The sequence below is a fragment of the Pandoraea fibrosis genome, from assembly GCF_000807775.2.
Taxonomy (GTDB): Bacteria; Pseudomonadota; Gammaproteobacteria; order Burkholderiales; family Burkholderiaceae; genus Pandoraea; species Pandoraea fibrosis.
In genome coordinates this window covers 4,808,505-4,834,154 of sequence record NZ_CP047385.1, presented here as the reverse complement: position 1 = coordinate 4,834,154, position 25,650 = coordinate 4,808,505, and the positions used below count along the sequence as shown (strand labels likewise).

Here is a 25,650-nt window from a genome sequence, read left to right as displayed (position 1 = left end):
CGGCCGCTGGGCAGCTCAGGAGAGCAGGAAGCCGCCGTCCACGGTGAGGCTGGCCCCAGTGGTAAAGCTCGCCGCATCCGAGACGAGATAAAGGGCGGCACCGACCATGTCGCTTGGTTGCCCGACGCGACCCAGCGGTAACCGAGGCATCAGCGACGCCATGGACGCTGGGTCATGGATCAGGGGCGCGGCGAAGCGGGTATCGGTCGGCCCCGGTACCAGGGCATTCACACGGATGTTGTCAGCCGCGCATTCGCGGGCAAACGCCAGCGTCATGGAAATGACCGCTGCCTTGGTAATCGAATAGATACCCTGTTGATCCCCCGGGGCGAACGCGTTGACCGACGCCACGTTCAGAATCGAGCCACCGCCTCGGCGAGCCATCTGCCGGGCAGCACACACGGAACTGTAGAAGAAACCCCGGACGTTGACGTCGACCGTCTTCGCAAAGACGGCGGGCGAGGTATCGACGATGGGGCCCTGGTACGGGTTGGCTGCGGCATTGTTGACGAGTATGTCCAAGCCTCCGTGAGTGGCTTCGATCTCGGCAAAGGTCGCTTCGATTTGCGTCAAGTCGCCCAGGTGGCAGGGCCTCGCACTGGCTTGCCCGCCCGATTCGCGGATGCTGTGGGCAACCTGCTCGCACGCGTCGGCCTTGCGGCTGGCGATCACCACATGTGCGCCATAGGCGGAAAGGGTTCTCGCGATGGCCTCACCAATACCCCGGCTGCCGCCGTTGACGAGGGCCACCTTTCCTGCAAGATCAAACATGGAATCTATGAGCATGAGTTGTGTCGGCGAAATGAGGGAGGCTTGCGGCATCAGCAACGGAGTTCACGCGGGGGCGCGCCGGTGGCGCATAGCGCGACCACCGCGCTATACGCCTGATTCACGGCGTCGCCGATACGTCCGCCCCGACGGGCATCGCCGATCGTGACGACGGGGATGCCTGCCTCGAGCAAGGCTTCGGTCAGCGATGTGTCGGGGGTTCGTCCCTGGGCGATCAGGACGGCATCGGTCTGTACCTCTTTGGACTGGCCGCTCGGTGAGACCAATGTGACGGTGCCGTCGGGGGCTATGCGTCGGATTTCGTATTCGTCGACGATCTCAATCGCAGGATTGGCCTGTAGGCGGGCGAGCAGCACCTGTCGGTAGATCATTTCTGCGGATCGTGCGAGTTGTTTGGCCGCAGAGCGCGATACCAGCACGACTCGATAGTGGCGTGCAGCCAGGTACTCGGCGGTTTCGCAGCCGGTTTCTCCGCCACCGTAGACCATCACCGGGTGTTGCCCCGGAGCGGGCAGGGCGCTTGCGTCACCCATTAGCAGCGCATAGGCATCATGCACGTTCGGCAGGCTTATGCCGTCGATGGACATCGGCTTCGGGGTGCCGCCGCCTGCCACGACAACGATTGCCGGTGGAGCGCTCAATAAATCTTCACTCCGCACCCGGTGCCCCAAATGAACCTTGATATCGGCGCTTGCGAGGCATTGCTCGAGGTATTGCTGATACCAACCAAGTTTCTCCTTGTCGGGAGGCGCTGCGGATGCGATCAGGCCACCCCCCAACTGTTGGCGCGCCTCGAAGAGCTCGGTGCGAAACCCGGCAGCATCGAGCATGAGTGCGGCCGACATGCCTCCCGGGCCGCCACCGATCACCACGGCTCGCGCACCTCGCAATGCCCCCGCATCGGGCAGAGCATCGAGCTCGCGGCCGGTGCGTGGATTTTCAGCACACCCGATGCCGCCGTGTTCTCCGGCGTGCATGGAGACGCAATAGTTGCACGAGGTGCATGGCCGGATCGCTTCGATCTCCCCTCGTTTGGCCTTGTTGGGCCACTCGGGATCCGCGAGCAGAGGGCGTCCCAAGGCAACCAGGTCGGCGTCGCCACGGACGATTGCTCCCTCCGCGGTTTCGGGCCAACGTATCTGGCCGACCCCAATGACAGGCACGTCGACAGCGGCGCGAATTCTGCGTGCGTAGGGCAAGCGCCAGCCTTCGGGGACCGACATCGGTTCGATGACCTTGTCCAGTCCGGTCCATCCGGTGCCGATGGAAACGTGCAACGCATCTGCACCGGCTCGTACCAAAGCCGGGGCGATTCGCACCATGTCGTCGATGTTCAGTCCGTGCGGGCTGAATTCGTCGGCGGACAATCGATAGATCAGCGGACGGTTGCCAATCGCGGATTTCACCCGGGCGATCACCTGCGAGGGAAATTGCAGACGGCGGGCTTCATCGCCGCCCCAAGCGTCTTCGCGATGATTGGTCATCGGCGACAGGAACGACGTCAGCAGATAGCCGTGCGCACCATGCAACTCGAAAGCGTCGTAACCCGCGCGAACACCCAACTCGGCCGTGCGTCCGAAACGTTCGATCAGTTGCTCGATTTCGTCTGCCGTAAGGGCGCGCGCCGAGCGCTTTGTGGGGTCCCGTCGAGAGGGGACGTCGCTGGGCGCTACCGCGATGCCGTCGACCAACAGACTTCGAACGGCACCGTTGCCACCGTGCTGTAGTTGTAGTGCGGCCGCCGCGCCCCCCCGGTGAATACCTTCAACCAGCCGTTGATGGCCATCGAGGAAGTGAGGGGTCTCCAGGGTGAGTTGCCGATGCTCCGAGCGCCCGGTGGCTGCGTCGACACAACAGAACTCGACAATGATCAATCCAATGCCGCCGGCGGCCCGCGCCTGGTAGAACGCTACCTGCCGTGGGGAGACCGAACCGTCAGGATGGCTCATGTTGGTTGACATCGGCGCCATGACAGTGCGGTTGCGCAAGGCAAGCGTGCCCAGACGAAATGGGCTGAACAATGACGGGTAAGGCGTGTTTTCGGGGCTGGCTTTCATCGATGACCGACTAAAGAATGCGTGAGTGCCGTAGGACGGCGCAGGCCCGCTACCGCCACCCGTTCTGTTTTTGCCGATTGACAAGTGTACGTCGCGGAATCAACATAAATGATAATGTGTTAGTTTTTAGAAGTCTCATATAAATCGATCGGCACGTCAATTGGTGACGACATCGGTCGTATCGGGAGGAGCGCGTATGCAACGTCGATTCGAAGGCAAAGTGGCGCTAGTGACAGGTGCCGGACGTGGAATGGGGCGAGCGGTATCGCTCGCGTTGGCATCGGAAGGGGCATCGGTGGTCGTCTCGGCTCGTACAGCGCGCCACGGCGATGCCGTGGTGGCCGAAATTCGGGCGCTCGGGAGCCAGGCGTTGCGTGTCGGCGGAGATATTTCGGATCGAGAGGCGGTACAGGCCACCTTCGACGCGGCGGCGCAAGCGCATGCTCGTCTGGATATCGTCGTGCACTGCGCTGCCGATGCGGCCCACGGTCGGGTTGTCGGTATGCCGGATGAGACCTACGATTATCTGATCAAGAGCAACATTTACGCGCCGTTCTGGATTGCGAAGGCTGCGGCTCCCCTGTTGGCCAACGCACCGGACAAGGGGCGCATGATTTTTATTTCGTCGGCGATGGCCAATCGCACGTTCGTCCCCGGATTGATTCCGTACGCGGCGAGCAAAGCGTACCTGAATGCCTTTGCCCGCGGCCTGGCGGTGGAACTCGGAGGGCAGAATATTCTCGTCAACGTCATAGAGCCGGGGTTGATCGCGTCGGATCGTCTCAAGCAGAAATTCAATGATGCCCAGATCAACGCCATGTCGGCCGGATATCCGGTACCACGCGCCGGAACGCCTGACGAAATCGCTGCGGCGGCACTTTTTCTGGCCTCGTCCGACGCGAGGTACATCACCGGTGCCGCGCTGCTCGTGGACGGAGGTGTCAGCATGGTTCCGCTCACGGGGTTGCCGGAGAATATGAGCCGCTAATGACCGTTGTCCTGCACTCACATACGTGTTGCGTTTCGAAAAACTGACGATGTAACAGTTTTGTGTTAATCTGCATTTTGAGATGCAACTGGCCTGAGGACATGCGGTACTTGGGCGCCACTCGATTCAATGGGAACCGTTATGACGACCTTTCGCCCCCTTCCGCTTCTCACCGATATCAACCGCTTCTTCTGGACGAGCGGGGCCGACGGCAAATTGCGAATGCAGCGTTGTCGCGGGTGTGGTCACTGGCAGCACCCGGCCGGGGTAATTTGTTCGCAATGTCTGAGCCGGGATGTGGCGCCCGAAGTGCTGTCGGGGTTTGGCACCGTCGAAGCGGTGACGGTTAACCACCAACCATGGTTTCCTGACGTGGAGGTGCCGTATGCCATCGCTATCGTCAGTTTGCCGGAGCAGCCGGGGCTGAATCTCACCACCAACATTGTCGGCGTGCCGCCCGATCTGGTGAAAATCGGGCAGCGCGTCAAGGTGGTGTTTGAACCGGTGGAGGATGTGTTTCTGCCGCTGTTCACGCCTGTGACCGAATAACGAGAATCTAATGGAAGATCACGACGATCTCGCGCCGATCCGGGACCAGGCCCGGCGCTTTTTGAAAGATGCACTCTCGCACGACCACCTGAAAGCACTGCTTGAGGTGCCGGGGACTTTCGACCACGTTACCTGGCGTGAAGTGGTCGCGCTGGGGTGGCCGTCTGCATCCGTGCCCGACGCTGCCGGTGGTCTCGGGTTGGGGTGGGGGGCAACGTGCATGTTCGCAGAGGAATTGGGGCGAACCACCGGGTCTTTGCCGTTGATCGCGAGTGGGGCACTGGCTCGTGTCTTGCTTGAATGCCACGACGCACCCTCATTGCTTGCGGCCGGGCAGAGGCTGCTCGAAGGTGAGACGCATGCTTGCCTGGCTTTCACTGCGCCCGGCGAGGGAGGGTTGGCCGTGAATCCCTCGGTCTCTCTGACGCCCGAAGGACTGTTTGGCGAAACGGCGTTTATCCCGTTTGGCGCCAGTGCAGATGTCGCGTTAGTACACGCGTCTTGCGACGCCGGCACCTGTTTAGTCTTGGTCGAGCTCGCAGGCGGTGGCGTCACACGGGAAACGGTGCCGATGCTGGACAACAGCCGGGCGTCGGCGCGTCTTCGCTTTACGGGAGCCCCGGCCGAGATCGTCGGCGACGAGGCACTCGCGCTGTTCTGGAGAATCGCGGGCGAGATCGCGTTGGCGACCGCCTTTGAGCAATTGGGAGGGGCGCAGGCGTGCCTGGATCTCGCGCGAGACTACGCCATGGAGCGCACTGCGTTTGGACAACCGATCGGTCGGTTCCAGGCGATCAAGACCAAGCTTGCCGAGATGTATGTACGCATCGAGATCGCGCGCGGTTGCTCGCTCGATGCGCTCGCTGCGCTCGACGCCGGCGAGCCGAGTTGGTTGGGGCTTGCCGCGGGGGCTCGTCTGGCGGCCACCGAGGCGTATGAGTTTGCCGCACGAGAGAGTATCCAGACGCACGGCGCCATTGGTATTACCTGGGAGGCACAGCCGCATCACTATTACCGTCGCTCACGCACACTCGCGCTCGAATGGGGAAATGCTCTGTTCTGGCGGGACCAGTTGATAGCGGGGGCGGGGTTCAATGCTGGCAAGGCGCAGGAGACGACAAAATGATGGACGACGATCTGCAGGCCTACCGAACGCGCGCCGCACGTTGGCTAGCGGAAAATGCGCCTCGCTACTCGGGAGACGCTCGGCACGGGTTGAGCTTCGAGGCCGATTTGGCGCTCGCGCGGGAATGGCAGGCGCTCAAGGCTGTCAACGGCTACGCTGGCATCACACTCCCCACATGCTATGGCGGCGCGGGCGGGAGCGAGCTCGAGAAGATCGTGTTCAGCGAAGAGGAAATGCGCTATGACGTGCCATGGACTTACTTCAGTGTGAGTCTGAGCAATCCCGTGCCAATCATGCTAAGGCATGCGGCCGAGGACGAGCGCCGGCGCTTGGGTCCCCCTGCGATCCGCGGCGAACATATCTGGTGTCAATTGTTCTCCGAACCATCGGCCGGCACTGATCTTGCCGCGTTGCGGTTGCGTGCCGAGCGCAAGGACGATGGATGGGTGTTAAACGGGCAGAAGGTGTGGACGAGCTGGGCTCAGATCGCGGATTGGGGCGTGATAATCGCACGCACCGACGCGACGGTCCCCAAGCATGCCGGGCTGACCTATTTTTACCTGGACATGCGCTCGCCCGGGATCACGGTTCGGCCGATTCGCCGTCTGGTGGACGAACCCGATCTCAACGAAGTGTTCTTCGATAACGTCTTCGTGCCCGATGCCCAGCGGCTCGGCGAAGTCGGCGCCGGCTTCAAGGTTGCCATCGAGACCTTGATGATAGAGCGCTATGCAGTCACCGACGAGTCGGGCTACGGGCCGACCCTGGAAGCGTTTGTCGAGATTGCGAAACACGCACGAATTCAAGGACGCCCCGCCCTGGAAGATGGGGAGGTGCGAGCCTTGATCGCACAAGTGATCACGGAACGTCAGGGGCTGCGCTCGATCCATCGCCGTGCAGTCAGCGCGATGGCACGTGGTCGTCAGCCCGGCCCTGAGGGCGCAATCCGAAAGCTGCTGCTCGGGCGCACACGGCAGCGCATGAGCGCGCTCGCGCTCGATCTGCTGGGGGGCGACGGGGTTCAACTCGATCCAGAGGCATCGCCTCTCAGGGACTTCGCCCGTTCCTGGATCGATCCCAGTCTGCGCATTGCAGGCGGGACCGACGAAGTCCTTATCAATACGCTCGCCGAGCGAATTCTGGGGCTCCCCCAGGACTACCGCCCCGATAAAGGCGTGCCGTTCAACCAGTTGTGATCGTCGGACGCCGGCGCATGGGCGCGGCGTCCATCATTTCCGGAGTTCCCATGAATTTTGACATCGATCCCGATGATGTCGCATTTCGCGACGAAGTGCGGGTGTTCCTTCGCGAGCATCTCCCGGTCGATATGGCGGTTCGCACGCGGCGTGGTTACCATTTTTTGCGTGAAGACCAACGCGACTGGACACGCATCCTGAACCGTCACGGTTGGTCCGGGGCCAACTGGCCGACGGCCTGGGGGGGCACGGGGTGGTCGCCGGTTCGGCAATTCATCTTCGAGGAAGAATGCTTCATGGCGGGTGCGCCCCCTATCGACACCGCGGGCTTCAAGATGATCGGCCCAGTGATCATGACCTTCGGTAGCGATGCACTGAAGCAGGAGTTCGGTCCCCGTATCCTCAATGGAGACGTTTTTTGGGGGCAGGGCTTCTCCGAGCCCAACGCGGGATCCGACCTGGCGTCTCTGTCGACCCGTGCCGTGCGTGATGGCGACGACTATGTGATCAACGGTCGAAAGATATGGACCTCATACGTCGAGACGGCGGAGACGATTTTCCTGCTTGCGAAAACCGATCCGGAAGCGCGCCAGCGCGGGATATCCATGTTGTTGGTCGACAAGAATGCGCCGGGTGTGACGATACGGCCGATCATCGATATCGGTGAGAGCCATACGCTCAACGAAGTTTTCTTCGACGACGTGCGCACACCAGCTCGCTACCTGGTGGGGGAAGAGGGCAAGGGCTGGACCTATGGCAAGTACTTGCTCGACCTGGAGCGTGCCTTTAGTGCCGAGTGGCCGAGAAATAAACGAAATCTCGAGCAGTTGCGCGCGATGGCGCGTCTCGAGCGAACGAACGGCACGCGATTGATCGATGCTCCCGGCTTTGCGTCCAGGCTTGCGCAGTTGGAGATCGACCTCCAGGCGCTTGAGTGGCTCACGTTGCGGGCACTGTACGAAAAGGACGAGGGTTCCACGCTACCCGTGGGCTCGTTGCTGAAGGTACGCGGCTCGGAGTTGCTGCAGAAGATCGGCGAGATGCAAGTCGAAGCGCTGGGTGATTACGGAACCTATATCTATCCCGATCCGGATCGAACGCCGGGGGGCGAAGCCACATGGCCCCCGGGACCAGAATACGCACCGGGGGTATTGCCCGATTTCATGTATCGCCGCGCCACTACCATCTATGGCGGTGCGAACGAAGTGCAGCGCACGATTATTGCGCGTTCATTCCTGGAATTGTGAGCCCATGGATTTTCACCTGAACGAAGAGCAGCAGATGTTGAAGGACAGCGTGCGTCGTTATCTCGCTGACCATTGCGGGTTCGAGAAACGTCACGAACTGGTCGCTCGCGGGAGTTTCGACGCCGAGCGTTGGGCCACGATGGCCGAGCTGGGATGGCTTGGCATGGCATTGCCTGAATCTCACGGCGGGCTGGGCGGCAACGAGATCGATACCGCGATCCTGATGGAAGCGATGGGCGAGGTATTGTTCGTCGAGCCGTTTTGGGCGATCGCCGTTCTCGCGGGGCAGACGTTGGCGGCCTTGGGCGACGATGCTCAGGCCAAAGCGCTGGTGGAGCAACTCGTTGTTGGGGCCGCGCGACCGGTGGTTGCGCATGGGGAAGCGCAGGCGCGCGGGAATCTGTCATGGGTGGAAACCACGGCGAGTTCGATCGAGGGCGAGCGCTGGCGGATCAATGGCAACAAATCCGCAGTCGTGGGCGGCAATGTGGCCGATTGCTTCCTCGTCTCGGCACGCACGGCGTCCGAGGTGTCGGATGCGCAGGGCATTTCGCTGTTTGTCATCAAGCGTGATACGCCCGGCCTGGTGATTCGGGATGTCCGCATGATCGATAACCGATGGTGTGCCGACATTTCGTTGCATGACGTCGTGCTCGACCGGGCGCAATTGCTCGGACCCGTGGGCGGCGCGGCCGATGCGTTGCAGATCGGCGCAGACCATGCATTATTGGCGGCGTGCGCCGAGGCGGTGGGCGTGGCAGACCGTGCCCTTTGGATCACCCGTGACTACCTGAAGGTGCGCAAGCAATTTGGCGTGACGCTCAGCACATTCCAGTCACTGCAGCACCGCATGAGCGAAATGCTGATTGAGTTGGAGCTGGCGCGCTGCATGGTGTTTCAGGCGCTGGCCGCGATGCCTCAGGAACGGCAGGCGCGTGAGGCAGCGCTCAGGGCAGCCAAAGTTCACGTGGGCCGCAGCACCCGGTTTGTCTGCGCGCAGGCCATTCAATTGCACGGAGGAATCGGCGTGACCGACGAGTACGTCGTCGGTCATCATTTCAAGCGGATCACCACCTTCGAAAATCTTCTCGGCAGCTCTCATTATCATCTGGAGCAATTGGCGGAACGCGAGCGAATCGTGGTTGGCTAATCGCAGTGGCTCGCAGCCGCTACTGGCACGCAGAGCGATCTGCGATCCCTGCTGCCGGCGACAGGCGTTGCCGGCTAGCGCTTAACGGGCGGCTGTTCGTTTGGGGGTCTTGCGAGGTGCTTTGGTTGCCGGCGGAGGATTCAGCTTCAGTTCCGCTTGAGCACCCGCGGACTTGAGGACGCGCTTAGGAGCTGCTTTCGCCGGCTTCTTGGCCGCAACGGCCCCCTGTTGCGCTGGCGCTGCGGGTTTGCGTGCCGAGGCCCGCGGCTTCTTCTTCGCAGTTTCCGCGGCTTGTGCGGCCTTGGCAGACGCGGCGGTGGCGGCGTCGAGCAGGGCATCGCCCGGGGGCTGACCACCGGTCATTACCAGCGTGATGATCCGCGCCATATTGTCGTTAATTCGCTTGATACCCAGGCCTCGCTCCATGACTTCCGGGTCAGTCGCGGCCATATGTTCCATGGCCCCCTGGATGATGGAGGCTTCAGCGTAGGCGTCCGCACGCCGGCGTGTGCCCTGCGCGGGATTGACCGCAAGGATGCATTGCGCAAAGCGCTGGATGAAGGGGATGAAGGTATTGAGTCGAAGCTCGGCAAAGCGCGGGTCGCCGCGCGTGGCCTCGAGGTTTCGGTAGCGCAAGACGGGCCGGTGCTTGTCCCATACCGCGTTCAGCGCTTCGATGACATCCATCGCCCGATGGTAGAGGTTGTCGATGGCCCAAGGCTCGTCAAAGATCGCATGGATCTTCGCCATGTCCTGACCGGCGACTTCGCTCAGCGCGAACAGCAAATCCTTGGTGTCGTCGAAATACATATAAAAGCTCGCCGGCGACGTGCCGGCTTCGGCCGCAATCGCGACGGCCGTCAGCTCGACCGGCGAATGGGTATCGAGCAACCTGCGTGCGGCTTCCATCAGCCGTGCACGCGTTTCCTGGCCCTTGCGGCCTAGCTTCTGTCCCTGCTTGTTCTGATTGACGACGATGCTCATGTGCATGTCCGTGATTTTCATGTGGTCCACATACGCGATGTCGCTTTCCATCAAGCGAATCCGCGGAGATATCTTTTTATTTTGACACATCCGGATAAGGGCAGGTAGTTGTCGCGGAATCGCGACTGGCAGGGAGGGCATTACATCAATACAAAACTGATGATACATCATTTATTTGCAGCAATGTCGCGCGCGAATAAATGGGGGGATTCCCTATGGCTAAAAGCTGACGATCTATCTGTTATTCCTTGACGATGACAGGGTATCCGTGGCCTACTTCTGAAAACTGATGAAACGTCAGTAATTGAGCCGCACGGAGCGGCCGAGGTTGGAGACCCTCGGCAATACGACTTCGGTGGCGGGTGTGCCAACAGGAGGAGAGCGAGCGGTATGAAAAGAAATATACGAGTCCGTTTCCCACGAAACAGAATGTCCATCGCCTTGGCGACGGTACTGCTTGGCGTGTCCGGCGCGAGTCAGGGCATGTCGATCGATGTGGGCAATCCCGACATTGATTTGCGCTGGGACAACACGGTCCGTTACACGGGCGCGTGGCGGGTGAACCCGATCAGTCCGGCGTTCTATAGAAGCCCTGGCTACGATGAAACGGAGGGACGTTTCAAATCCGGTGACATGATTATCAATCGGGTCGACCTCTTGTCGGAACTCGATTTCATTTATCAGGGGAAATACGGCTTTCGCGTGAGTGGCGCCGCCTGGAACGAGATGGCATACGGTACCAACTCCGTGCGAAATCCTGCGATTTCGTCGAGCAACTACGCGAACGGGGCGTACAACAGCTATGCCCGACGTTACATCGTTGGCCCTTCGGGAGAACTGCTCGATGCGTTTGTATTCGGCACCTTCGAGTTGGGGCAAACATCGCTGAGCGTCAAGCTCGGTCAGCACAATGTGTATTGGGGGGAGTCGCTTTACTCCGTTAGCAACAGTATTGCCTACGCGCAAGGGGCGGTGGACACCATCAAGGCTGCCACCAGCCCGGGGGCCGAGGCCAAGGAACTGTACTTGCCCCGTAATCAGTTGTCGGCCCAGATGCAGTTGACGGATACCTTCTCCGTTGCCGGGCAGTATGCGTTTGCCTGGGCACCTTATCGGATTGTGCCGGGCGGCACCTATTTCGCGTCAGGCGACGCTGCGCGGTCGGATTATGCGGCCCCGGGTTTGCCTAACGGTCCAGATCTCACCCCGAAGAACCATGGGGATTTTGGTGTCAATGCGCGGTGGAGCCCGGCTGAGCTGGGGGGCACAGTCGGGCTCTATTTCCGCAAGTTTGACGAAAAACTTCCATGGGGATTTACGCAGGTCACGCCTGCGGGCTCGTCGCTTCGCTATAACTTTGCGCGGGGCACCGAGCTATACGGGGTGAGTTTTACTCGCAACATCTCGACGGTTAGTGTCGGTACGGAAATGTCGTTCCGTCGCAATACCGCGCTTAACGCCGTCGGGGGGTATGTGGTGCGTCCCACAAACGGCAGCTCGGCGAGCTATGCGGAGGCGGAAGGGCCACGAGGCAACACGTTGCATGCCGTGATTAACGCGGTCTACTTGCTGCCGCGCTCGCCGCTATGGGCTGGCGGTACGTTGCAGGGGGAAATCAACTACAGCCGCCTGCTTGCCGTCACCACCAATCCGAATTTGTACAACGGCGTTGGCTACGGATGTCCGGCCGGGCAAACCAAGAACGACGGTTGCTCAACCAAGGACGCGTGGGGGATCAATATCGGCTTCACGCCGCAGTGGCCACAAGCCATCGCGGGCTGGGATATTTCGATGCCGATGTCGCTGGCCTACCAGATCGCGGGCAATGGTCCGGCACTGGGCGGTGGCAATCAGGGCTCGATCTCATGGTCCATCGGTGTGACTGGACTGTTGTATTCGAAGTATGAATTAGGTGTGAAGTATGTGAGCGCGCGCGCTCGCTACAACGTGAATCCGATCACGGGCGTTGTCACGACGACGAACGGTAGCAACGCGGTGCAGTCGCAACATGACTGGGTTGCCCTGACGTTCAAGACCACATTCTGACGGGCTCATCGTTGCCGGGGTCAAATCCGGCACCGTCTCTTTGCCCCCGAAGTGACCTTCGGGGGCATTTTTTATTAGCCGGCGAAACGTGTCATCGGGCGTTCGGCTGTAGCATGGCGTCGCGTCGGACCGGCAGCAGATGCCGACCCAGAAATCCGACGACGGTGTTGGTGAAGGCGTCGTTGCGATCGCCGGCGATCATATGCCCGGCGCCGGCAATATCCGCGTACTCAAGGTGAGGAATGTGGGCTCGTAGTTCGTCAACGCCCTCTTGTCCTACGACGTCGCTCTCGCCCCCTCGCACCAGAAGTGCGGGTAGCCGGAGCCGTTCGGCGGCAGTCAGCATGCGCTGCGCCAGCCCATGAAGTTTCGTGCGTGGGTCGTCAGCAAAGATTCTCGGATCCCAATGCCAGTACCAGCGGCCATCCTGATGCTGCCGAAGGTTCTTGCGAAGCCCGTCGGGATTCCTGGGGCGCGGACGGGCAGGGTTATAGGCAGCGACAGCGTCGGCGGCGTCGTCAAGCGTGGAGAAGCCGTCGAGATTGGCGTGCATGAACGCGCGAATCCGATCGACGCCGCCCATCTCCAATCGCGGTGTGACATCGACCAATACCAGGGCGCTGGCGATTCCAGGGTGCTCGCCGCAGGCCATTAGCGCGTTCATCCCGCCCATGGATGCACCCACCAGCGCCGGAGGCCTGCCGATGGCTTTCGCCACGGCGATGATGTCCTGTATCTGAGCGTCGGAAGAATAGTCGGCGTTGGCGATCCACTCCGAATCACCGTGACCGCGCGCATCGAGAGAGACGACAAAAAAGCCGGCGGCGATAAGTTCGAGTTGGGTTTGGCGCCAGGAATGCCGCGTTTGCCCCCCGCCATGCAGCAGCAAGACAGGGGCGGACGCAGGATTGCCGCCGACGTCTGCCGTGAGGCGATTGTGGGTACCGCCGAGAAAGGTTGTCTTGCGAATCACATTGTCCATAGAGAAATCCAGAATGGGCCATGGCGACATCGACGACGGTTGGCGATCGCCGATGCGGAAAGGATGTTGGGTTGACGCATAACCGAGATGGTTATCGGCGAGGTCTGGCCGCATGCAGGCTACGGCCGCAAATCTCATGGAGACATGCCTTTGTATAACTGACAATATAACAGTTATTGGGGTGATTGCGTGCTCGTCGATCCGGCGAGAAGTTGACAACACCGGGTTGAAATGGCACGTTTCGCGCATGAAGAAAAAAGTCCATACACCGGCCGGGGGGCTGGTCGAGAGCCTGATCGACGAAGTACTGCGCCTTAGGGGACGCGTGCTGTCCGCAACACGCGCCATGAACGAGAGTCGCGGGCTCAGCAGCCATTCCCAAGGGTTGATTCTGTCTGCCGTCGCGCGCGCGGTTGAACCGCCGACGGTTGCGCGAATTGCCCGTAGTCTTGATCTGACCCGCCAATCGGTGCAGCGCACTGCCAACGAGCTGGCCGACGCCGGTTTGGTGGCATTTGAAGACAATCCATTTCACAAGCGTGCCAAGCAGCTTGTCATGACGCCGACAGGATGGGCGCTATACGAACGGGACGCTGACTTTCGCGGTCAGTGGGCCGACGACATAGGCGCGGCCGTTGGGGAGGAAGCGCTTGCGCAAGCGGTTCAAACGCTGCGCCGGATGCGCAAGCACCTGGAACATCCGGATAGCGACAACGCGGAAGTCGACGATCTGTCCTGAGTCGTCGGCCCCTGCCGCCGCCCGGGCACGGAAGCGCTTCAGGCAGGCGCTGCCCCGAAGCGGGCGAACAGGGCCTGAGCCCGGGATTCTTCCGTCGATGTGGACAGCTCGGCAAGCTGTATTTGCGCATTGGGATCGCAAGCCCGTTTGAGCGGCCCCGCCACTTCCAGTTGATCGACGACATTGCGTGCGGCATCGTCGGCCGAGATCACACGGCTGCGAATCTGTGCCGGCATGGCGGCATGCTGCTCTGCCATGGGGCGATAGCGTTCGTAATCGATGGCCTCGGGCGGACGGTTGGCAATGCTGGTGCGCAGCATGTCGGTGTCGACACCGCCAATAGGGATTTCGATGACGCGTATGCCAAAAGGGGCGAGTTCGATTCGCAAGCCTTCCGATATCGCCGTCAGCGCAAGCTTGCTGGCGCGGTAGGTTGTATAGAAAGGCATGGGCATATAGGCGCCCATGGATCCGATGTTGCATATGATGCCGTCGCGGGCGTTTCGCAGTGCCGGGATGGCGCGACGTGTCAGGTCGATCAAACCAAAAAAGTTGGTCTCGAAGGTCCTGCGCCATTCGTCCATCGAGGTTTCTTCGATCGGTAGATACGGCCCTCGATACCCTGCGTTATTGATCAGGATGCGTAAATTGTCGGGCACGCGGAATTCGCCCAGTGCTGCCATGTCGAGCTTTTGCAGCCGGATTGTTCCTGATAGATGTTCTGCTTGCTCCACCAGTCCATTTGCCGATGCCAAGTCGCGCACACAGGCAATCACATCGTAGCCACGTCGGGCCAATTCAAGACTGATGGCTCTGCCGAGTCCCCGGCTCGCCCCTGTGACAAGTGCTGTTCCCTGTCCTTGCATGTTCTCTCCTTTGTGGCTGGCGCCCGTTCGTGCGCGTTGTCGCACTCAGCGTGATTCGTTTCGGCATGAAGGCTATTTTCCACATTGACAGCATACTGTCAATGTGGAAATATGCTGTCAACTGTGAGGGCGCACGAACGCTTTGCCCGCGTGCCTCCTCCTGAATCATCAACGCCAGGAAGGCGAGGGGACATTGCAATGTGGGATTTTTCGACGGACCCGGAGTTTCAAGAAAAATTGGATTGGATGGCTGCGTTCGTGAAGGAAGAGTGCGAGCCGCTGGATCGTCTTTATCCGGGCATGGGCGCACCGTATGACATTACCAATCACAAGGCCCGGGCGCTGGTGCGTCCCCTTATGGAAAAGGTCAAGGCGCAAGCGCTTTGGGCTTGCCACTTGGGGCCCGAACTCGGCGGTCAGGGATATGGGCAGGTCAAGCTGGCACTCATGAATGAAATTCTCGGCCGCTCTCAGTGGGCGCCGATTGTGTTCGGGACCGCAGCGCCAGATACGGGAAATGCCGAAATCATCGCAATGTTTGGTACGCAGGCACAGAAGGATCGCTATCTGAAGCCTTTGCTGGAAGGCGAGATCGTGTCGTGTTACAGCATGACCGAACCTCAGGGAGGAGCCGATCCCGGTCAGTTCCAGTGCCGCGCCGTTCGCGATGGTGACGAGTGGGTCATTACGGGAGAAAAATGGTTTTCGTCGAACGCCCGCTATGCGGAGTTTCTGATCGTGATGTGCGTGACGGATCCCGATGTTCCGATTTATCGGGGAGCATCGATGTTCCTGGTGCCCAGAGCGACGCCCGGGGTGAATATCCTGCGTAATACCGGTGTGTTCGGTGAGCCGGAGAGCGATTACTCGCACGGCTACATTCGTTATGAAGGGGTGAGGGTGCCGGCAGATGCCCTGCTGGGCGGTGAGGGACAGGGCTTTGCTGTCGCGCAGGCGCGGTTGGGGGGCGGGCGGGTGCATCACGCCATGCGTACCGTCGGGCAGTGCCGCATGGCATTGGAGATGTTGTGCGAGCGGGCAGTGTCGCGTCATACCAAAGGCTCGGCACTTGCTGACAAACAACTGGTGCAGGCGTATGTCGCGGATTCCTGGATTGAACTCCAGCAATTGCGATTGCAGGTCATGCACACGGCATGGTTGATTGATCAAGGCCACGATTACAAGTCCAACCAGGTGCCGATCGCCGGTATCAAGGTGGCCATGGCAAAGGTCATGCATGACATCGTGCAGCGCACGATCCAGGTTCACGGAGCGCTTGGCCTGTCCGACGAAATGCCGCTCGCCCAGATGTGGATCCATGCCATGATGATGGGCGTTGTCGACGGGCCGACGGAAGTTCACAAACTGACCATCGCCAAGCATCTGCTGCGTAATGCCAAGCCGGCACCGGGACTGTTTCCCAGCGCGCACCTGCCACCGCGTATCGCGGCAGCGCGCGAAAAATACGCGGGGCGTTATTGAGTCCCGAGGGCGCGTGCGAAGTGTTTCCTCACGCGCAGGTATTCACAGTGAAATCTCCGGACGACGATGACAATGCCTCTATCCGATTTTGACGGACTGCTCGCCTGGGAGCCACTTCAGGCCTGGATTGCCCAGCAAGCGCTTCCTGGCCGTGGACCGGTGACTGAATGCGTGCGATTGACGGGTGGCTCGCAGAATAACCTTTTCCTGCTGTCGCGCACCGACGCACGCTTCGTGTTGCGGCGTCCACCCCGACATTTACGTGCCAACAGCAACGAAACCATGGTGCGCGAAGCTCGGGTGTTGGCGGCACTGCGCGACAGCGACGTTCCACATCCGCGCCTGTATGCCGTGTGCGACGATCCCGACGTCATTGGCGCAACGTTCTACGTGATGGCGCCCCTTGATGGCTTTACGCCCATGGGGGCACTGCCCGGGAACTACGCAACGTCTGACGAGTGGCGTCATGCGATGGGGTTTTCGATGGTAGATGCCGCCGCCGCGCTGGGTCGGATCGAGCCAGACCAGGTAGGTTTGACGGATTTCGGCAAGGCTGATGGCTGGCTCGAACGTCAAGTGTCTCGCTGGCGTACACAGCTTGAGAGCTATCGTGACACGCCGGGATATCCGGGAACGTCACTGCCAGACATCGACACGGTGGGCGACTGGCTGGAGCGCCATAGACCCAAGACGTGTCGCATCGGCGTGATTCACGGTGACTTCCAGTTTGCGAATGTCATGTTTTCACGTGAACGTCCCGAATTGATCGGTCTTGTCGATTGGGAGCTCTCCACACTCGGTGACCCGTTGCTGGATCTCGGGTGGCTTCTGAGCAGTTGGACCGAACCGGGCGATCCTCAGGTGGGCGGTCGCACACCGGCGGTGACGCCATGGGCCGGGTTCCCCACGCGCGACGCTTTGGTGCGCAGGTACGGCGAACTCAGTGGGCGCAGCATGACAGACATGCCGTGGTACGCCGTGCTGGCTTGTTTCAAGCTTGCGTGCCTGCTGGAAGGAAGTTATTCCCGTGCGTGCGCTGGCAAGGCGTCGATGGAGATGGGATTGTTTCTTCACAACTACGCGACCTGGCTGATGGCCAGGGCGCGTCAGCTATGTGAGTGAAACGGTTCGCGGGCGGCGCTGCTTCGCAGCGTCGCCGCCTGAGATCAGCCGTGAAATAGCGCCCAGTCGTCGCCGTGCACGTTGCGCGTCCAGCCGGAGGACGCAATCGTGCCCCCATCCACGGGGATCAGAACGCCATTGAGATATGACGCCATGTCCGAGGCCAGAAACGCGATGACATTGCCGAACTCTTCGACGCGTCCCATGCGTCCCATGGGGATATAGCGGTCGCGAGCGGCGTTCTCCGCAGGTTCCGCACGCTCCACGAAACGGCGCAAGCCGGCCGTTGCGATCATGTCCGGGGCGAGGACATGGGTGCGTATGTCGTGAGGCGCCAGCTCAAGCGCCATGGAGCGGGTGAAGCTCACCATGCCTGCCTTGCAGGCCGCATAGACGGCATACCCGGGGGCGGCGCGAAGTCCTTCGCTGCTGGAGATATTGATGATGGTGCCGCCTCGCTTGGCGCCGATCATGACGTGCGCGACCGTCTGTGTCGCGGCCAGCATGCTGACCAGGTTCATGTCGATATGCTTGCGCCAGCTTTTCTCCGGCTGAGACAGGAAGTCGCCTTTTCGTACGCCACCAGCATTATTGACCAGGATATCAATGTGCCCGAAGGTCTTTACCGTGCGTTCGACGGCGTCGTTGATGGCTTCGGTGTCGAGTACATTGGCTTCGACGAAAAGCGCTTGAGTCCCGGTAGCCTGAAGCGCCCTCTCGACACGCTCGCCATTATCCCGATCGATATCGAGGAAGGCGATTTTTCCACCGAAGCGAGCGATGGCCATCGCGGCGGCTTCACCGAGACCATTCGCGCCGGCGGTGATAAAGGCGACTTTGTCATCGAGTCGATACCCGGCATCCGTCATGCTGTTGTCCCTCTGTGGCAGGTTGATTCATCCTCGGAGCAAGGGTGAGCAAACTGCTCACGCAACTTGTGTTTGAGAATCTTGTTAAAGGTTTCATTGCGTGGCAACTGCGCGACGATTTCCAGTTGCTCGGGGATCTTTTGACGCATCACGCCGGCGTCCGAAAACCACGCGATCACGGCATCGAGCGTGAGCGGCAACGCCGGGTTGCGCAGTTCCACGACGGCACAGACGCGTTCCCCGCGCTCCGGGTCGGGCAGACCGATGACCGCGGCTGCACCGACTCGCGGGTGGGAGAGAAGTACGTCTTCGATTTCGCGCGCGGAGATATTCTCGCCCTTGCGAATGATCACATCCTTGATGCGGCTCGTGAGTACGATATGGCCGTCCGATCGGCGCTTGCCCACGTCACCGGTACGGAAATAGCCCTCATCATCGAATGCGCTGCGATTCAGGGCGCGGTCGGTGTATCCGAGACAGACCGTCGGACCCTTGATCCGGATTTCGCCTTCCTCGTCGACGTCGGCAACCCTGCCGTCGAAGCCGATAATCCGGATGTCCATGCCATCGACCGGTGCGCCGTCGGTGTTTGCCAATCGTTCATCACCGTGGTGCGGTGATGCCGCAGTGATCAAGGGGGCTTCGGTCATCCCATAACTGTGGGTGGTCAGACAGCCCATTTCGCGCTTGATGTCGTGGAACAAGGTGGCCGGCTTGGGCGCCCCACCGCCGCAAAGCAGACGCAGGCTCGGGGCCACCGGTGTTCCCGGCGCCTTGCGCTGTTCGCCGAGCAATGTCTGGTAGTGCACAGTGCTGCCGCAGTTGATCGTGACGCCATGACGGCGCAAGCGCGCGACTGCCGTGTCTGCGGCGAAGCGCCGTATCAGCACGGCGGACATGCCCGCCGTTAGCAGCATGACAAGATTCATCGATCCGCCGACGTGCGCATACGGAAAGCCGATGGCGGCAATGTCCTGAGGGACGACGTCGAGTGCCTCTGCAAAAGCGGTTCCCGCCGCGATCAGGCTGGCGTCGCTGTGCAGCGCGCCCTTGGGCTCCGATGTGGTGCCCGAGGTGTAGTAGATCCAACGCGCTGCCCGAGCGTCGGTAGGCGGAGCGGGTAAGGTGAGCGGCGCGTCGTATGCGAAGGCATCCCTGTCAAGCTCGATGATCGCCGGCCCCGGCGCAAGCGTGCGACACACTTGCGCCGAGCGTGCCACTTGCTCGGCGTCCTGCGAGTCGGGGCGAGGCAAGATAAAGTGCGACGCGGCGCTGCGTTGCAGGATGGCGGCGACTTCCTTGGGCCCGTAGAGAGGGATCAGCGGACTTTGGACTACGCCCAGACGCGCGAGCGCCACCGACAGTACGACGGCACGGACATCGGTGGGAAACTGCCATGCAATCACCGACTGCCGGACGATTCCGCGGGTCAGTAACCACGCGGCTACGTTCTCGGCTGCCCGCGCGAACGTGCGAAAGGTCCACACCTGGTCGTTGTCGTCGATCAGTATCGGCGCGTCGGGCGTGAGGGCAGCGCGTCGCGCCACGAGCTGCCAAAGTGTTGCTCCTTCTGCGCGGAACGAATCGGCGTTGCGATGCTCAACGCGCATGGGGTGCTCCGTGTGTCTGATTGGCCAGCAGCGCGTTTATCGTAGCGACCAGAGCAATCGGCTGATCGAGCATGAGATGGTGGTGTCCCGACGGGATCGTGATCGGTCCTCGGGCGTTGACGAGGTGCGTGGCAATCCGTTGCGCCAGTGCCTGGGACACGACCTTGCTTTGCTCGCCAACGACAACGTCTACCGGTACCGAAATCCCGGACAGTAGCGTCTCGCCATCGATCTCCGTGTGGCCGTCGGCTGTCACGGCTGGGTCGAGCTTCCAGCGCCAGCCATCATCAGTGTGTTTCAAGCCGTGGCGCGCGACGTGCGTCAGCAGGAAGTTCGGCGTATCCGGTTGCTCTGGCGTCAAACGAAAGCGCGCAATCGCGGCGTCCGCCGACGCATAAATTTTCGTGCCGAGGGGCTGGGGTGGCATGCGTAGGTTGTCGTCGCGGAAGTACACATGTGCATCGACCGCAATCGCCCGTTCGAACAATGACGGTTGCTCGTAGCATGCACGCAGCAATCGGCCGCCGCCGTAGCTATGCCCCACGGCGTTGACGGGAGCGCCGGCGCCGTATGTTTGTGCGACCGCGATGATTTCGCGGGCAAATTGCGATACGTCATAGGACTCGCGCCGAGCGCTGTCCCCCATGCCGGAGAAGTCCATCGCAACGACGTGATAGCTGGGCGCGAACATAGGGGCAAGAAAATCCCACCAGCGCGCGTGGGCCCGCAAGCCGTGAAGTAACAACAGCAATGGCTTCGCGCCCGAGCGATGCCCCCAATGAAGGCTGTGAATAGCCGCGCCGTCGACATTGAGGAAACGCGATTCCCCCGGTTGCTCCATGGCCTTGCGGTACCACATCGGCGTGCCGTTGCTACCCGGGTGATCGCCTGGTTCCTCAGCTCCGCTGGCGAGCATGCGTTCAGTCACCATGAATTCGAATTCCAAAAGCGCAGCCCATTAGCCGCAGACTTTGTCCCGGTGCCAATGCGCCGGGGTTAGGTGCCAGATTATCATAAAACTAACTAAATGTTAGTTATTGACTCGAGGCTCAGTTACACTTTGTATTCGAGCGCTACCCACAGGGCGCGAGAGTGCATATCGAACGCGTAGACGGAGAATTAAGGAGCATGGAGCAGCTTTTTGGAGACGGCGACTGGCGTCGATTTTTGGCAAGTGTTGGTGAAGACCCGGATCGCTCGGGGTTGCAGGAAACGCCGCAACGCGTGAGGCTGGCGTGGGAGCACTGGACTCAAGGCTATCGTCAGGATCCGGCGGAAGTCCTGAAAGTCTTCGAGGACGGGGCGCAGATGTACAACGAACTGATTATCGTGCGCAACATCCCGGTGTATAGCCATTGTGAACATCATCTTGCGCCGTTCTTCGGGCAAGCAACGATCGGCTATGTGCCGGCAGGGCGTATCGTGGGGCTGTCCAAGTTGACCCGGCTGGTGGACTGTTTCGCCAAGCGGTTGCAGGTTCAGGAGCGTCTGACGACGCAAGTCGCCAATGCTTTGATGACGCACCTGCAACCCAAGGCAGTCGGCGTGATCCTGACTTGCCGTCATTTATGCATGGAGAGTCGCGGGATCCGCACGCCTGGCGAGGAGTCGGTGACGTCTGCGATGTTGGGTGAACTACAACCGAATCTGGCGCTGAGAACCGAGTTCTTGTCTTTGGCTCGTATGAAATGACGAGACGGCGAAACCGGTATTGAGCGTGATGGGAGGGGCGTACCTCATCGACATTAGGTTGCGTCCATGTCCCGATCCCGAGCGGCGTTGCTGCCGCTCGGGGCGGGGCAAGGTCATTTAGCGCTTGAGTACCGTGACGACGCAAGCTCCCCCAAGCCCGACGTTATGCTGAACACCCAGTCGGGCGTGTGGCACCTGGCGCTCGCCGGCCTGACCCCGCAGGTGCCAGGTGATTTCCGTGATTTGAGCGAGGCCGGTCGCGCCGAGCGGGTGCCCTTTGGAGAGCAAGCCGCCGGACGGATTGGTCACCACCTTGCCACCGAAGGTGTTGTCGCCATCCATCACAAACTTCTCTGCCCCCCCTTCGGGACAAAGGCCCAGCGCCTCGTAGCTGATGGCTTCGTTAGGGGAGAAGCAGTCATGCAATTCCACCAGATCGATGTCATCGACGTCGATGCCGGCCTCCGAGTAGGCGAGGGCGGCGGCGCTTCGGGTCATGCCCGCTCCGACGACGTTCATCATGCTTCCTGATCCAAAGCTGTCGGGACTGTCCGTGGTCAGCCCCATGCCGGCGATCGTTACCGTTGCATCGAGGCCGTGTTCTCGCGCGTATTTCTCCGAGACAACCACTACGGCGGCGGCACCGCAGGTCGGAGGGCAGCACATCAACCGTGTCAGGGGGCCGTACACGTGCGGCGCCGTCATCACTTGTTCGAGCGTCAGTGCCTCGGAGAACAGGGCATAAGGATTACGAATCGCATGGCTGCGCGCCTTGACCGATATGCGGCCGAATAATTCGGCGCTCACGTTGTATTTCTCAAGGTATTCCGCGCCGGCATTGCCGAAGTATTGCAGTCCCGTGGGCACGTTGTCGTCGAAGCCCGAAATCGAGCGCATGGCTTCGTCGATGCGCCAGGTGATCGGCGGGCGATCGGTGGACGACAGCGCCAGTGCGCCAGGGCTCATTTGCTCAAAGCCGAGGGCAAGTGCGACATCAACCGCTCCACTGGCGACCGCTTGCCGTGCGAGAAAGAGAGCCGTCGAGCCGGTCGAGCAGGCGTTGTTGACGTTCACAATCGGAATTTGTGTGAGGCCCACACCATAGAGTGCGGTTTGCCCGGAACAGGTGTCGCCGGAGACATAACCGACGTAAGCCTGTTGTACATCCTCATAGCGTATCCGGGCGTCGTTCAGGGCAGTTCGTGCGGCTTCGCAGCCCATGACATCATACGTTTGGCTTTTGCCGGGCTTGGCGAACTTCACCATGCCCACGCCGGCGATCATGACGTGACTCATTTTGGGTATTCCATAAACAGAGGATGCCGCTGGCGTATCCCACGACATCCAGATCCAGGGGAGATGTCGGAATTACTGACTGAAATCCATGATGGTGAGTGCGGGCTCTTCGCGATACAGGCGGCCCTCGTTGGCGGCGATCGCCTGTGCCGAAATCGGCGCGCCGCCTCTTGCCCCAGGGATACCCTCGGACGACAACAGTTTCAACTCGCGAATCGACTGTCCCGAGGCGAAGATCGTATGGCCGGTGCGCGTGCCCGAGAGGTCGCTGACCATGTACAGCAAGACCTCGGCGACATGTTCCGGTGCGAGCTCCTTTTGCATGGCCTCAGACATCAGGCCTGCGGTCAGTGCAGAAGTGGCGGCCGGAGCCAGGGTCCAGACACGCACGCCGAACTTCGCGCCTTCGAGGGCCAGAACGTGAGAGAAGCCCCAGACGCCCGCTTTTGACGCGCCGTAATTCGTCTGTCCGAAGTTGCCGACGATGCCCGACACGGAGCTGGTGTTGACGATGACGCCACCCCCACCGTTGTCCTTCATCCAACTGAAGATCGGCCGGGTTACGGTATAGAGACTCTTGAAGTTCACCTGCTGCACGGCGTCCCAGTCGGCCTCGTCCATTTTTGCAAATGACTTGTCACGCAGAATGCCGGCGTTGTTGACCAGGATGTCGACGCGGCCGAAGTGATCGAGTGCGCACTGCAGTAGCGACTGCCCACCGACGACCGTGGAGATGTCCTCGGTATGTGCGACAGCACGTCCACCGTTGTCTCGAATACTGGCGGCGACCTGCTCGGCTGACGCCACTCCCTGCGCGTCGCGACCCACGTCATTGACGACGATGGCAGCCCCTTCCGCAGCCAGCCGCCTTGCATACACCGCGCCTAATCCGCGTCCGGCGCCCGTTACCACGACCACCTTGTTCTCGAGTAATGCCATTGATGTCTCCCTTGAAGGAAGCGGGACAGCCGACGGGCGCCGTGAGGGCCTTGATCTGCTCCTCGTGCGGGGAGCGTGGGCCGCCTTCGCTAAAAATATAAAACTGATTTAAGATCAGCTTTCGTTCTGCTATGATATCCCATAAAACTGACGATGTAACAGTTTTGTGGCCGGACAGACCGGCAAAACGGAGACTTTGCGCAAAGCGCAGGAGGCATGGCGTGTCCCTGGATTATTCACTTGTGAAGCATTGGCAACTGCCGCCGGTCACTCAGCACTACACCGCCAAGGACACGATCTTGTATGCCCTTGGCGTGGCTGCTGCGACCGAGAACCCGCTGACGGAGGCGGATCTGAAGTTCGTGTTTGAACGCAAGCTGCAGGCGTTACCTACGTTTGCAGCCTTGCTCGCGGGTAGTAGCGACTGGATGGCAGATGCACGTACAGGGATTGACTTGGCGCAGGTGCTGCACGGCGAACAGTTCCTCACGATCTATCGACAATTGCCCGCCGAGGGCGCCGTGCAAGGTGTGGAGACGGTGGATGAGATCTACGACAAGGGGCCAGACAAGGGGGCCGTGATGTACCTGTCTCGCAAGATTCACGATGCGGTGACGGGGGATTTGCTGGCCATGTCGGGCTATTCGATCTTCATGCGAGGCAACGGCGGGTTTGGCGGGAGTGCACAGGGACAGCCCAAACCCTTTCCAATGCCGCAGGACCGCGACCCGGACGCGTCGCTGGCGATGATCACTCGTCCCGAACAAGCGGCCATCTATCGTCTTTCGGGGGACCACAATCCTCTGCACATCGATCCTGCGATGGCGAGGCTGGCAGGTTTTGATAAGCCGATTCTGCATGGTATGTGCAGTTACGGCATTGCCGGTCGAGCCATTCTGAACCTACGTTGCGGCGCAGACCCCTCGCGTTTGCGAAAGCTGAATGTTCGCTTTGCCAGCCCGGTGTATCCGGGGGAGACCTTGGTCACTGAAATCTGGGATCTGGCGCCGGGAAGGCTCGCGTTCCGGGTGAAGGTGCTGGAGCGTGACACGGTGGCATTGAATAACGGGTACGCGGAATACGCGGCCTGATGTGGAACTCTGGAGACGGACAAGATGACGTATCAAGACATTACTTATGAAATGATCGGGCCGGTCCTGCGGATTTGCCACAATCGCCCGAAGATGGCCAACGCGGAGTCGGAGAACCTGTTGGCGGAAATCGATGACGCCCTCGAACGCGCCAGGCGCGACGACAACGTTCGCGTGCTGATTCTGGGCGGTGTCGGCAAGCATTTCTCGGCCGGCCATGATCTGGTGGAGGGCATGGCCAAGCGAGGTCAGTACACCCCGGAGGAGAGTTGGCTCTGGGAGAGCGAGCATTACCTTGGCAATGCGCTGCGTATTTGGGATTTTCCGAAGCCGACCATCGCACAAGTGCAGGGCGCCTGTGTGGCAGGCGGATTCATGGTGGCGAACATGTGCGATTTGATGGTGGCTGCCGACGATGCATTCTTCAGCGATCCGGTAGTGCACAGCCTGGCCGCCGCTTCTGTCGAGGCGCTGTTGCACCCGTGGGTGTTGGGCATGCGCAAGGCCAAGGAGTTTCTCTATACCGGGCAACGCTTGAACGCGAGCGAGGCCAAGGAGTGGGGAATGGTCAATCACGTCGTTCCCCGCGCGGAGCTTGAGGACTTTACCTTGCAGCTGGCCGAGCGCATCGCGCAGGCGCCACCGATCGGCCTTCGCCTGATGAAGCGTTCGCTCAATCGCTCTTACGACATCATGGGGTTCCGTAACTCGCTGATGGCCCACTTCGACACTCACATTCTCTCGACCGAGACAGCCGAACATCACAAGCTGCGCTCGGGCGGCATGGACGCGTCGATGAATACGGCCAAGAAGGTAAGGCAGGATTGAAT

23 protein-coding genes are annotated in these 25,650 nt (G+C 60.7%); 13 read left to right on the top strand and 10 right to left on the bottom strand.

What is annotated here, in order from left to right:
• Positions 1 to 15: 15 nt before the first annotated feature.
• The gene (locus PI93_RS21275; RefSeq protein WP_039375741.1) at positions 16 to 786 is read right to left on the bottom strand and encodes an SDR family oxidoreductase; all 771 of its coding nucleotides are present in this window, start codon (positions 784 to 786) and stop codon (positions 16 to 18) included.
• Positions 787 to 821: 35 nt separating this feature from the next.
• Complete coding sequence (locus PI93_RS21270) at positions 822 to 2,846, bottom strand: oxidoreductase (RefSeq protein WP_039375739.1); 2,025 nt, start codon at positions 2,844 to 2,846, stop codon at positions 822 to 824.
• 196 nt (positions 2,847 to 3,042) lie between these two features.
• Here PI93_RS21270 and PI93_RS21265 point away from each other — a divergent pair, with 196 nt between their 5' ends.
• From PI93_RS21265 to PI93_RS21240, 6 genes are all read left to right on the top strand, one after another.
• Complete coding sequence (locus tag PI93_RS21265; RefSeq protein WP_039375737.1) at positions 3,043 to 3,834, top strand: SDR family NAD(P)-dependent oxidoreductase; 792 nt, start codon at positions 3,043 to 3,045, stop codon at positions 3,832 to 3,834.
• Between the two features lie 141 nt (positions 3,835 to 3,975).
• The gene (locus tag PI93_RS21260; protein ID WP_039375736.1) at positions 3,976 to 4,383 is read left to right on the top strand and encodes a Zn-ribbon domain-containing OB-fold protein; all 408 of its coding nucleotides are present in this window, start codon (positions 3,976 to 3,978) and stop codon (positions 4,381 to 4,383) included.
• Positions 4,384 to 4,393: 10 nt separating this feature from the next.
• Positions 4,394 to 5,509: an acyl-CoA dehydrogenase family protein gene (locus PI93_RS21255; protein ID WP_052241143.1), complete on the top strand. Its 1,116-nt coding sequence runs from the start codon at positions 4,394 to 4,396 to the stop codon at positions 5,507 to 5,509.
• The gene (locus tag PI93_RS21250; RefSeq protein WP_201278410.1) at positions 5,506 to 6,705 is read left to right on the top strand and encodes an acyl-CoA dehydrogenase family protein; all 1,200 of its coding nucleotides are present in this window, start codon (positions 5,506 to 5,508) and stop codon (positions 6,703 to 6,705) included. The genes PI93_RS21255 and PI93_RS21250 overlap by 4 nt, the downstream gene beginning before the upstream one ends.
• Before the next feature lie 17 nt (positions 6,706 to 6,722).
• Positions 6,723 to 7,952, top strand: a complete 1,230-nt coding sequence (locus tag PI93_RS21245) for an acyl-CoA dehydrogenase family protein (protein ID WP_231606176.1) — start codon at positions 6,723 to 6,725, stop codon at positions 7,950 to 7,952.
• Positions 7,894 to 9,102: an acyl-CoA dehydrogenase family protein gene (locus tag PI93_RS21240; RefSeq protein WP_236105761.1), complete on the top strand. Its 1,209-nt coding sequence runs from the start codon at positions 7,894 to 7,896 to the stop codon at positions 9,100 to 9,102. Before PI93_RS21245 ends, PI93_RS21240 begins: the two co-directional genes overlap by 59 nt.
• Positions 9,103 to 9,183: 81 nt before the next feature.
• On the opposite strand, the gene PI93_RS21235 is transcribed toward PI93_RS21240, so the two are convergent.
• On the bottom strand, positions 9,184 to 10,137 hold the full coding sequence (locus tag PI93_RS21235; RefSeq protein ID WP_201278409.1) for a TetR/AcrR family transcriptional regulator: 954 nt from the start codon (positions 10,135 to 10,137) through the stop codon (positions 9,184 to 9,186).
• A 378-nt stretch (positions 10,138 to 10,515) separates the two neighbouring features.
• On the opposite strand from PI93_RS21235, the gene PI93_RS21230 reads away from it, so the two are divergent.
• On the top strand, positions 10,516 to 12,132 hold the full coding sequence (locus tag PI93_RS21230; protein WP_197090712.1) for a DUF1302 domain-containing protein: 1,617 nt from the start codon (positions 10,516 to 10,518) through the stop codon (positions 12,130 to 12,132).
• A 91-nt stretch (positions 12,133 to 12,223) separates the two neighbouring features.
• Here PI93_RS21230 and PI93_RS21225 read toward each other — a convergent pair whose 3' ends face one another.
• Positions 12,224 to 13,228, bottom strand: a complete 1,005-nt coding sequence (locus tag PI93_RS21225) for an alpha/beta fold hydrolase (RefSeq protein ID WP_201278408.1) — start codon at positions 13,226 to 13,228, stop codon at positions 12,224 to 12,226.
• A 133-nt stretch (positions 13,229 to 13,361) separates the two neighbouring features.
• Between PI93_RS21225 and PI93_RS21220 the strand changes: the two genes are divergently transcribed.
• Complete coding sequence (locus PI93_RS21220) at positions 13,362 to 13,853, top strand: MarR family winged helix-turn-helix transcriptional regulator (protein WP_052241142.1); 492 nt, start codon at positions 13,362 to 13,364, stop codon at positions 13,851 to 13,853.
• A gap of 38 nt (positions 13,854 to 13,891) precedes the next feature.
• On the opposite strand, the gene PI93_RS21215 is transcribed toward PI93_RS21220, so the two are convergent.
• Entirely contained in the window at positions 13,892 to 14,719 is an 828-nt protein-coding gene (locus PI93_RS21215; protein ID WP_080759519.1) for an SDR family NAD(P)-dependent oxidoreductase, read from the bottom strand.
• Between the two features lie 111 nt (positions 14,720 to 14,830).
• Between PI93_RS21215 and PI93_RS21210 the strand changes: the two genes are divergently transcribed.
• Both PI93_RS21210 and PI93_RS21205 read left to right on the top strand, forming a co-directional pair.
• The gene (locus tag PI93_RS21210; protein ID WP_236105762.1) at positions 14,831 to 16,201 is read left to right on the top strand and encodes an acyl-CoA dehydrogenase family protein; all 1,371 of its coding nucleotides are present in this window, start codon (positions 14,831 to 14,833) and stop codon (positions 16,199 to 16,201) included.
• A gap of 72 nt (positions 16,202 to 16,273) precedes the next feature.
• Positions 16,274 to 17,323, top strand: a complete 1,050-nt coding sequence (locus tag PI93_RS21205) for a phosphotransferase family protein (RefSeq protein ID WP_201278407.1) — start codon at positions 16,274 to 16,276, stop codon at positions 17,321 to 17,323.
• A 44-nt stretch (positions 17,324 to 17,367) separates the two neighbouring features.
• Here the strand turns inward: PI93_RS21205 and PI93_RS21200 are convergent, their stop codons facing one another.
• Genes PI93_RS21200 through PI93_RS21190 form a run of 3 tightly spaced genes read right to left on the bottom strand, consistent with a single transcriptional unit; the run spans position 17,368 to position 20,733 of the window.
• Entirely contained in the window at positions 17,368 to 18,192 is an 825-nt protein-coding gene (locus tag PI93_RS21200) for an SDR family NAD(P)-dependent oxidoreductase (RefSeq protein ID WP_039365084.1), read from the bottom strand.
• Positions 18,189 to 19,802: a class I adenylate-forming enzyme family protein gene (locus PI93_RS21195; RefSeq protein WP_052240289.1), complete on the bottom strand. Its 1,614-nt coding sequence runs from the start codon at positions 19,800 to 19,802 to the stop codon at positions 18,189 to 18,191. Before PI93_RS21195 ends, PI93_RS21200 begins: the two co-directional genes overlap by 4 nt.
• Positions 19,792 to 20,733 carry an alpha/beta fold hydrolase gene (locus tag PI93_RS21190; RefSeq protein WP_052240290.1) on the bottom strand — a complete coding sequence of 314 codons (942 nt, stop codon included), beginning with the start codon at positions 20,731 to 20,733 and terminating at the stop codon, positions 19,792 to 19,794. Before PI93_RS21190 ends, PI93_RS21195 begins: the two co-directional genes overlap by 11 nt.
• Positions 20,734 to 20,930: 197 nt before the next feature.
• On the opposite strand from PI93_RS21190, the gene folE reads away from it, so the two are divergent.
• On the top strand, positions 20,931 to 21,494 hold the full coding sequence (gene folE, locus PI93_RS21185) for a GTP cyclohydrolase I FolE (protein ID WP_039365087.1): 564 nt from the start codon (positions 20,931 to 20,933) through the stop codon (positions 21,492 to 21,494).
• A 117-nt stretch (positions 21,495 to 21,611) separates the two neighbouring features.
• On the opposite strand, the gene PI93_RS21180 is transcribed toward folE, so the two are convergent.
• Together PI93_RS21180 and PI93_RS21175 are read right to left on the bottom strand one after the other, a co-directional pair.
• Complete coding sequence (locus tag PI93_RS21180) at positions 21,612 to 22,760, bottom strand: lipid-transfer protein (RefSeq protein ID WP_407945337.1); 1,149 nt, start codon at positions 22,758 to 22,760, stop codon at positions 21,612 to 21,614.
• Positions 22,761 to 22,862: 102 nt separating this feature from the next.
• The gene (locus PI93_RS21175) at positions 22,863 to 23,729 is read right to left on the bottom strand and encodes an SDR family NAD(P)-dependent oxidoreductase (RefSeq protein WP_039365095.1); all 867 of its coding nucleotides are present in this window, start codon (positions 23,727 to 23,729) and stop codon (positions 22,863 to 22,865) included.
• A 221-nt stretch (positions 23,730 to 23,950) separates the two neighbouring features.
• Between PI93_RS21175 and PI93_RS21170 the strand changes: the two genes are divergently transcribed.
• Both PI93_RS21170 and PI93_RS21165 read left to right on the top strand, forming a co-directional pair.
• Positions 23,951 to 24,820: a MaoC/PaaZ C-terminal domain-containing protein gene (locus PI93_RS21170; RefSeq protein WP_039365098.1), complete on the top strand. Its 870-nt coding sequence runs from the start codon at positions 23,951 to 23,953 to the stop codon at positions 24,818 to 24,820.
• Between the two features lie 24 nt (positions 24,821 to 24,844).
• The gene (locus PI93_RS21165; RefSeq protein ID WP_039365101.1) at positions 24,845 to 25,648 is read left to right on the top strand and encodes an enoyl-CoA hydratase; all 804 of its coding nucleotides are present in this window, start codon (positions 24,845 to 24,847) and stop codon (positions 25,646 to 25,648) included.
• Positions 25,649 to 25,650 lie beyond the last annotated feature (2 nt).

Bases quoted from the DNA above. Each gene is read 5' to 3' on its own strand.
- PI93_RS21225 (WP_201278408.1), bottom strand. From the start codon at position 13,228: ATGCGGCCAGACCTCGCCGATAACCATCTCGGTTATGCGTCAACCCAA.
- PI93_RS21260 (WP_039375736.1), top strand. From the start codon at position 3,976: ATGACGACCTTTCGCCCCCTTCCGCTTCTCACCGATATCAACCGCTTC.
- folE (WP_039365087.1), top strand. From the start codon at position 20,931: ATGGAGCAGCTTTTTGGAGACGGCGACTGGCGTCGATTTTTGGCAAGT.
- PI93_RS21215 (WP_080759519.1), bottom strand. From the start codon at position 14,719: ATGCAAGGACAGGGAACAGCACTTGTCACAGGGGCGAGCCGGGGACTC.
- PI93_RS21275 (WP_039375741.1), bottom strand. From the start codon at position 786: ATGCTCATAGATTCCATGTTTGATCTTGCAGGAAAGGTGGCCCTCGTC.
- PI93_RS21190 (WP_052240290.1), bottom strand. From the start codon at position 20,733: ATGGTGACTGAACGCATGCTCGCCAGCGGAGCTGAGGAACCAGGCGAT.
- PI93_RS21180 (WP_407945337.1), bottom strand. From the start codon at position 22,760: ATGGTGAAGTTCGCCAAGCCCGGCAAAAGCCAAACGTATGATGTCATG.
- PI93_RS21165 (WP_039365101.1), top strand. From the start codon at position 24,845: ATGACGTATCAAGACATTACTTATGAAATGATCGGGCCGGTCCTGCGG.
- PI93_RS21270 (WP_039375739.1), bottom strand. From the start codon at position 2,846: ATGAAAGCCAGCCCCGAAAACACGCCTTACCCGTCATTGTTCAGCCCA.
- PI93_RS21210 (WP_236105762.1), top strand. From the start codon at position 14,831: ATGCTGTCAACTGTGAGGGCGCACGAACGCTTTGCCCGCGTGCCTCCT.
- PI93_RS21250 (WP_201278410.1), top strand. From the start codon at position 5,506: ATGATGGACGACGATCTGCAGGCCTACCGAACGCGCGCCGCACGTTGG.
- PI93_RS21240 (WP_236105761.1), top strand. From the start codon at position 7,894: ATGGCGGTGCGAACGAAGTGCAGCGCACGATTATTGCGCGTTCATTCC.
- PI93_RS21255 (WP_052241143.1), top strand. From the start codon at position 4,394: ATGGAAGATCACGACGATCTCGCGCCGATCCGGGACCAGGCCCGGCGC.
- PI93_RS21235 (WP_201278409.1), bottom strand. From the start codon at position 10,137: ATGGAAAGCGACATCGCGTATGTGGACCACATGAAAATCACGGACATG.
- PI93_RS21200 (WP_039365084.1), bottom strand. From the start codon at position 18,192: ATGACGGATGCCGGGTATCGACTCGATGACAAAGTCGCCTTTATCACC.
- PI93_RS21195 (WP_052240289.1), bottom strand. From the start codon at position 19,802: ATGCGCGTTGAGCATCGCAACGCCGATTCGTTCCGCGCAGAAGGAGCA.
- PI93_RS21175 (WP_039365095.1), bottom strand. From the start codon at position 23,729: ATGGCATTACTCGAGAACAAGGTGGTCGTGGTAACGGGCGCCGGACGC.
- PI93_RS21245 (WP_231606176.1), top strand. From the start codon at position 6,723: ATGGGCGCGGCGTCCATCATTTCCGGAGTTCCCATGAATTTTGACATC.
- PI93_RS21220 (WP_052241142.1), top strand. From the start codon at position 13,362: ATGAAGAAAAAAGTCCATACACCGGCCGGGGGGCTGGTCGAGAGCCTG.
- PI93_RS21265 (WP_039375737.1), top strand. From the start codon at position 3,043: ATGCAACGTCGATTCGAAGGCAAAGTGGCGCTAGTGACAGGTGCCGGA.
- PI93_RS21230 (WP_197090712.1), top strand. From the start codon at position 10,516: ATGTCCATCGCCTTGGCGACGGTACTGCTTGGCGTGTCCGGCGCGAGT.
- PI93_RS21205 (WP_201278407.1), top strand. From the start codon at position 16,274: ATGCCTCTATCCGATTTTGACGGACTGCTCGCCTGGGAGCCACTTCAG.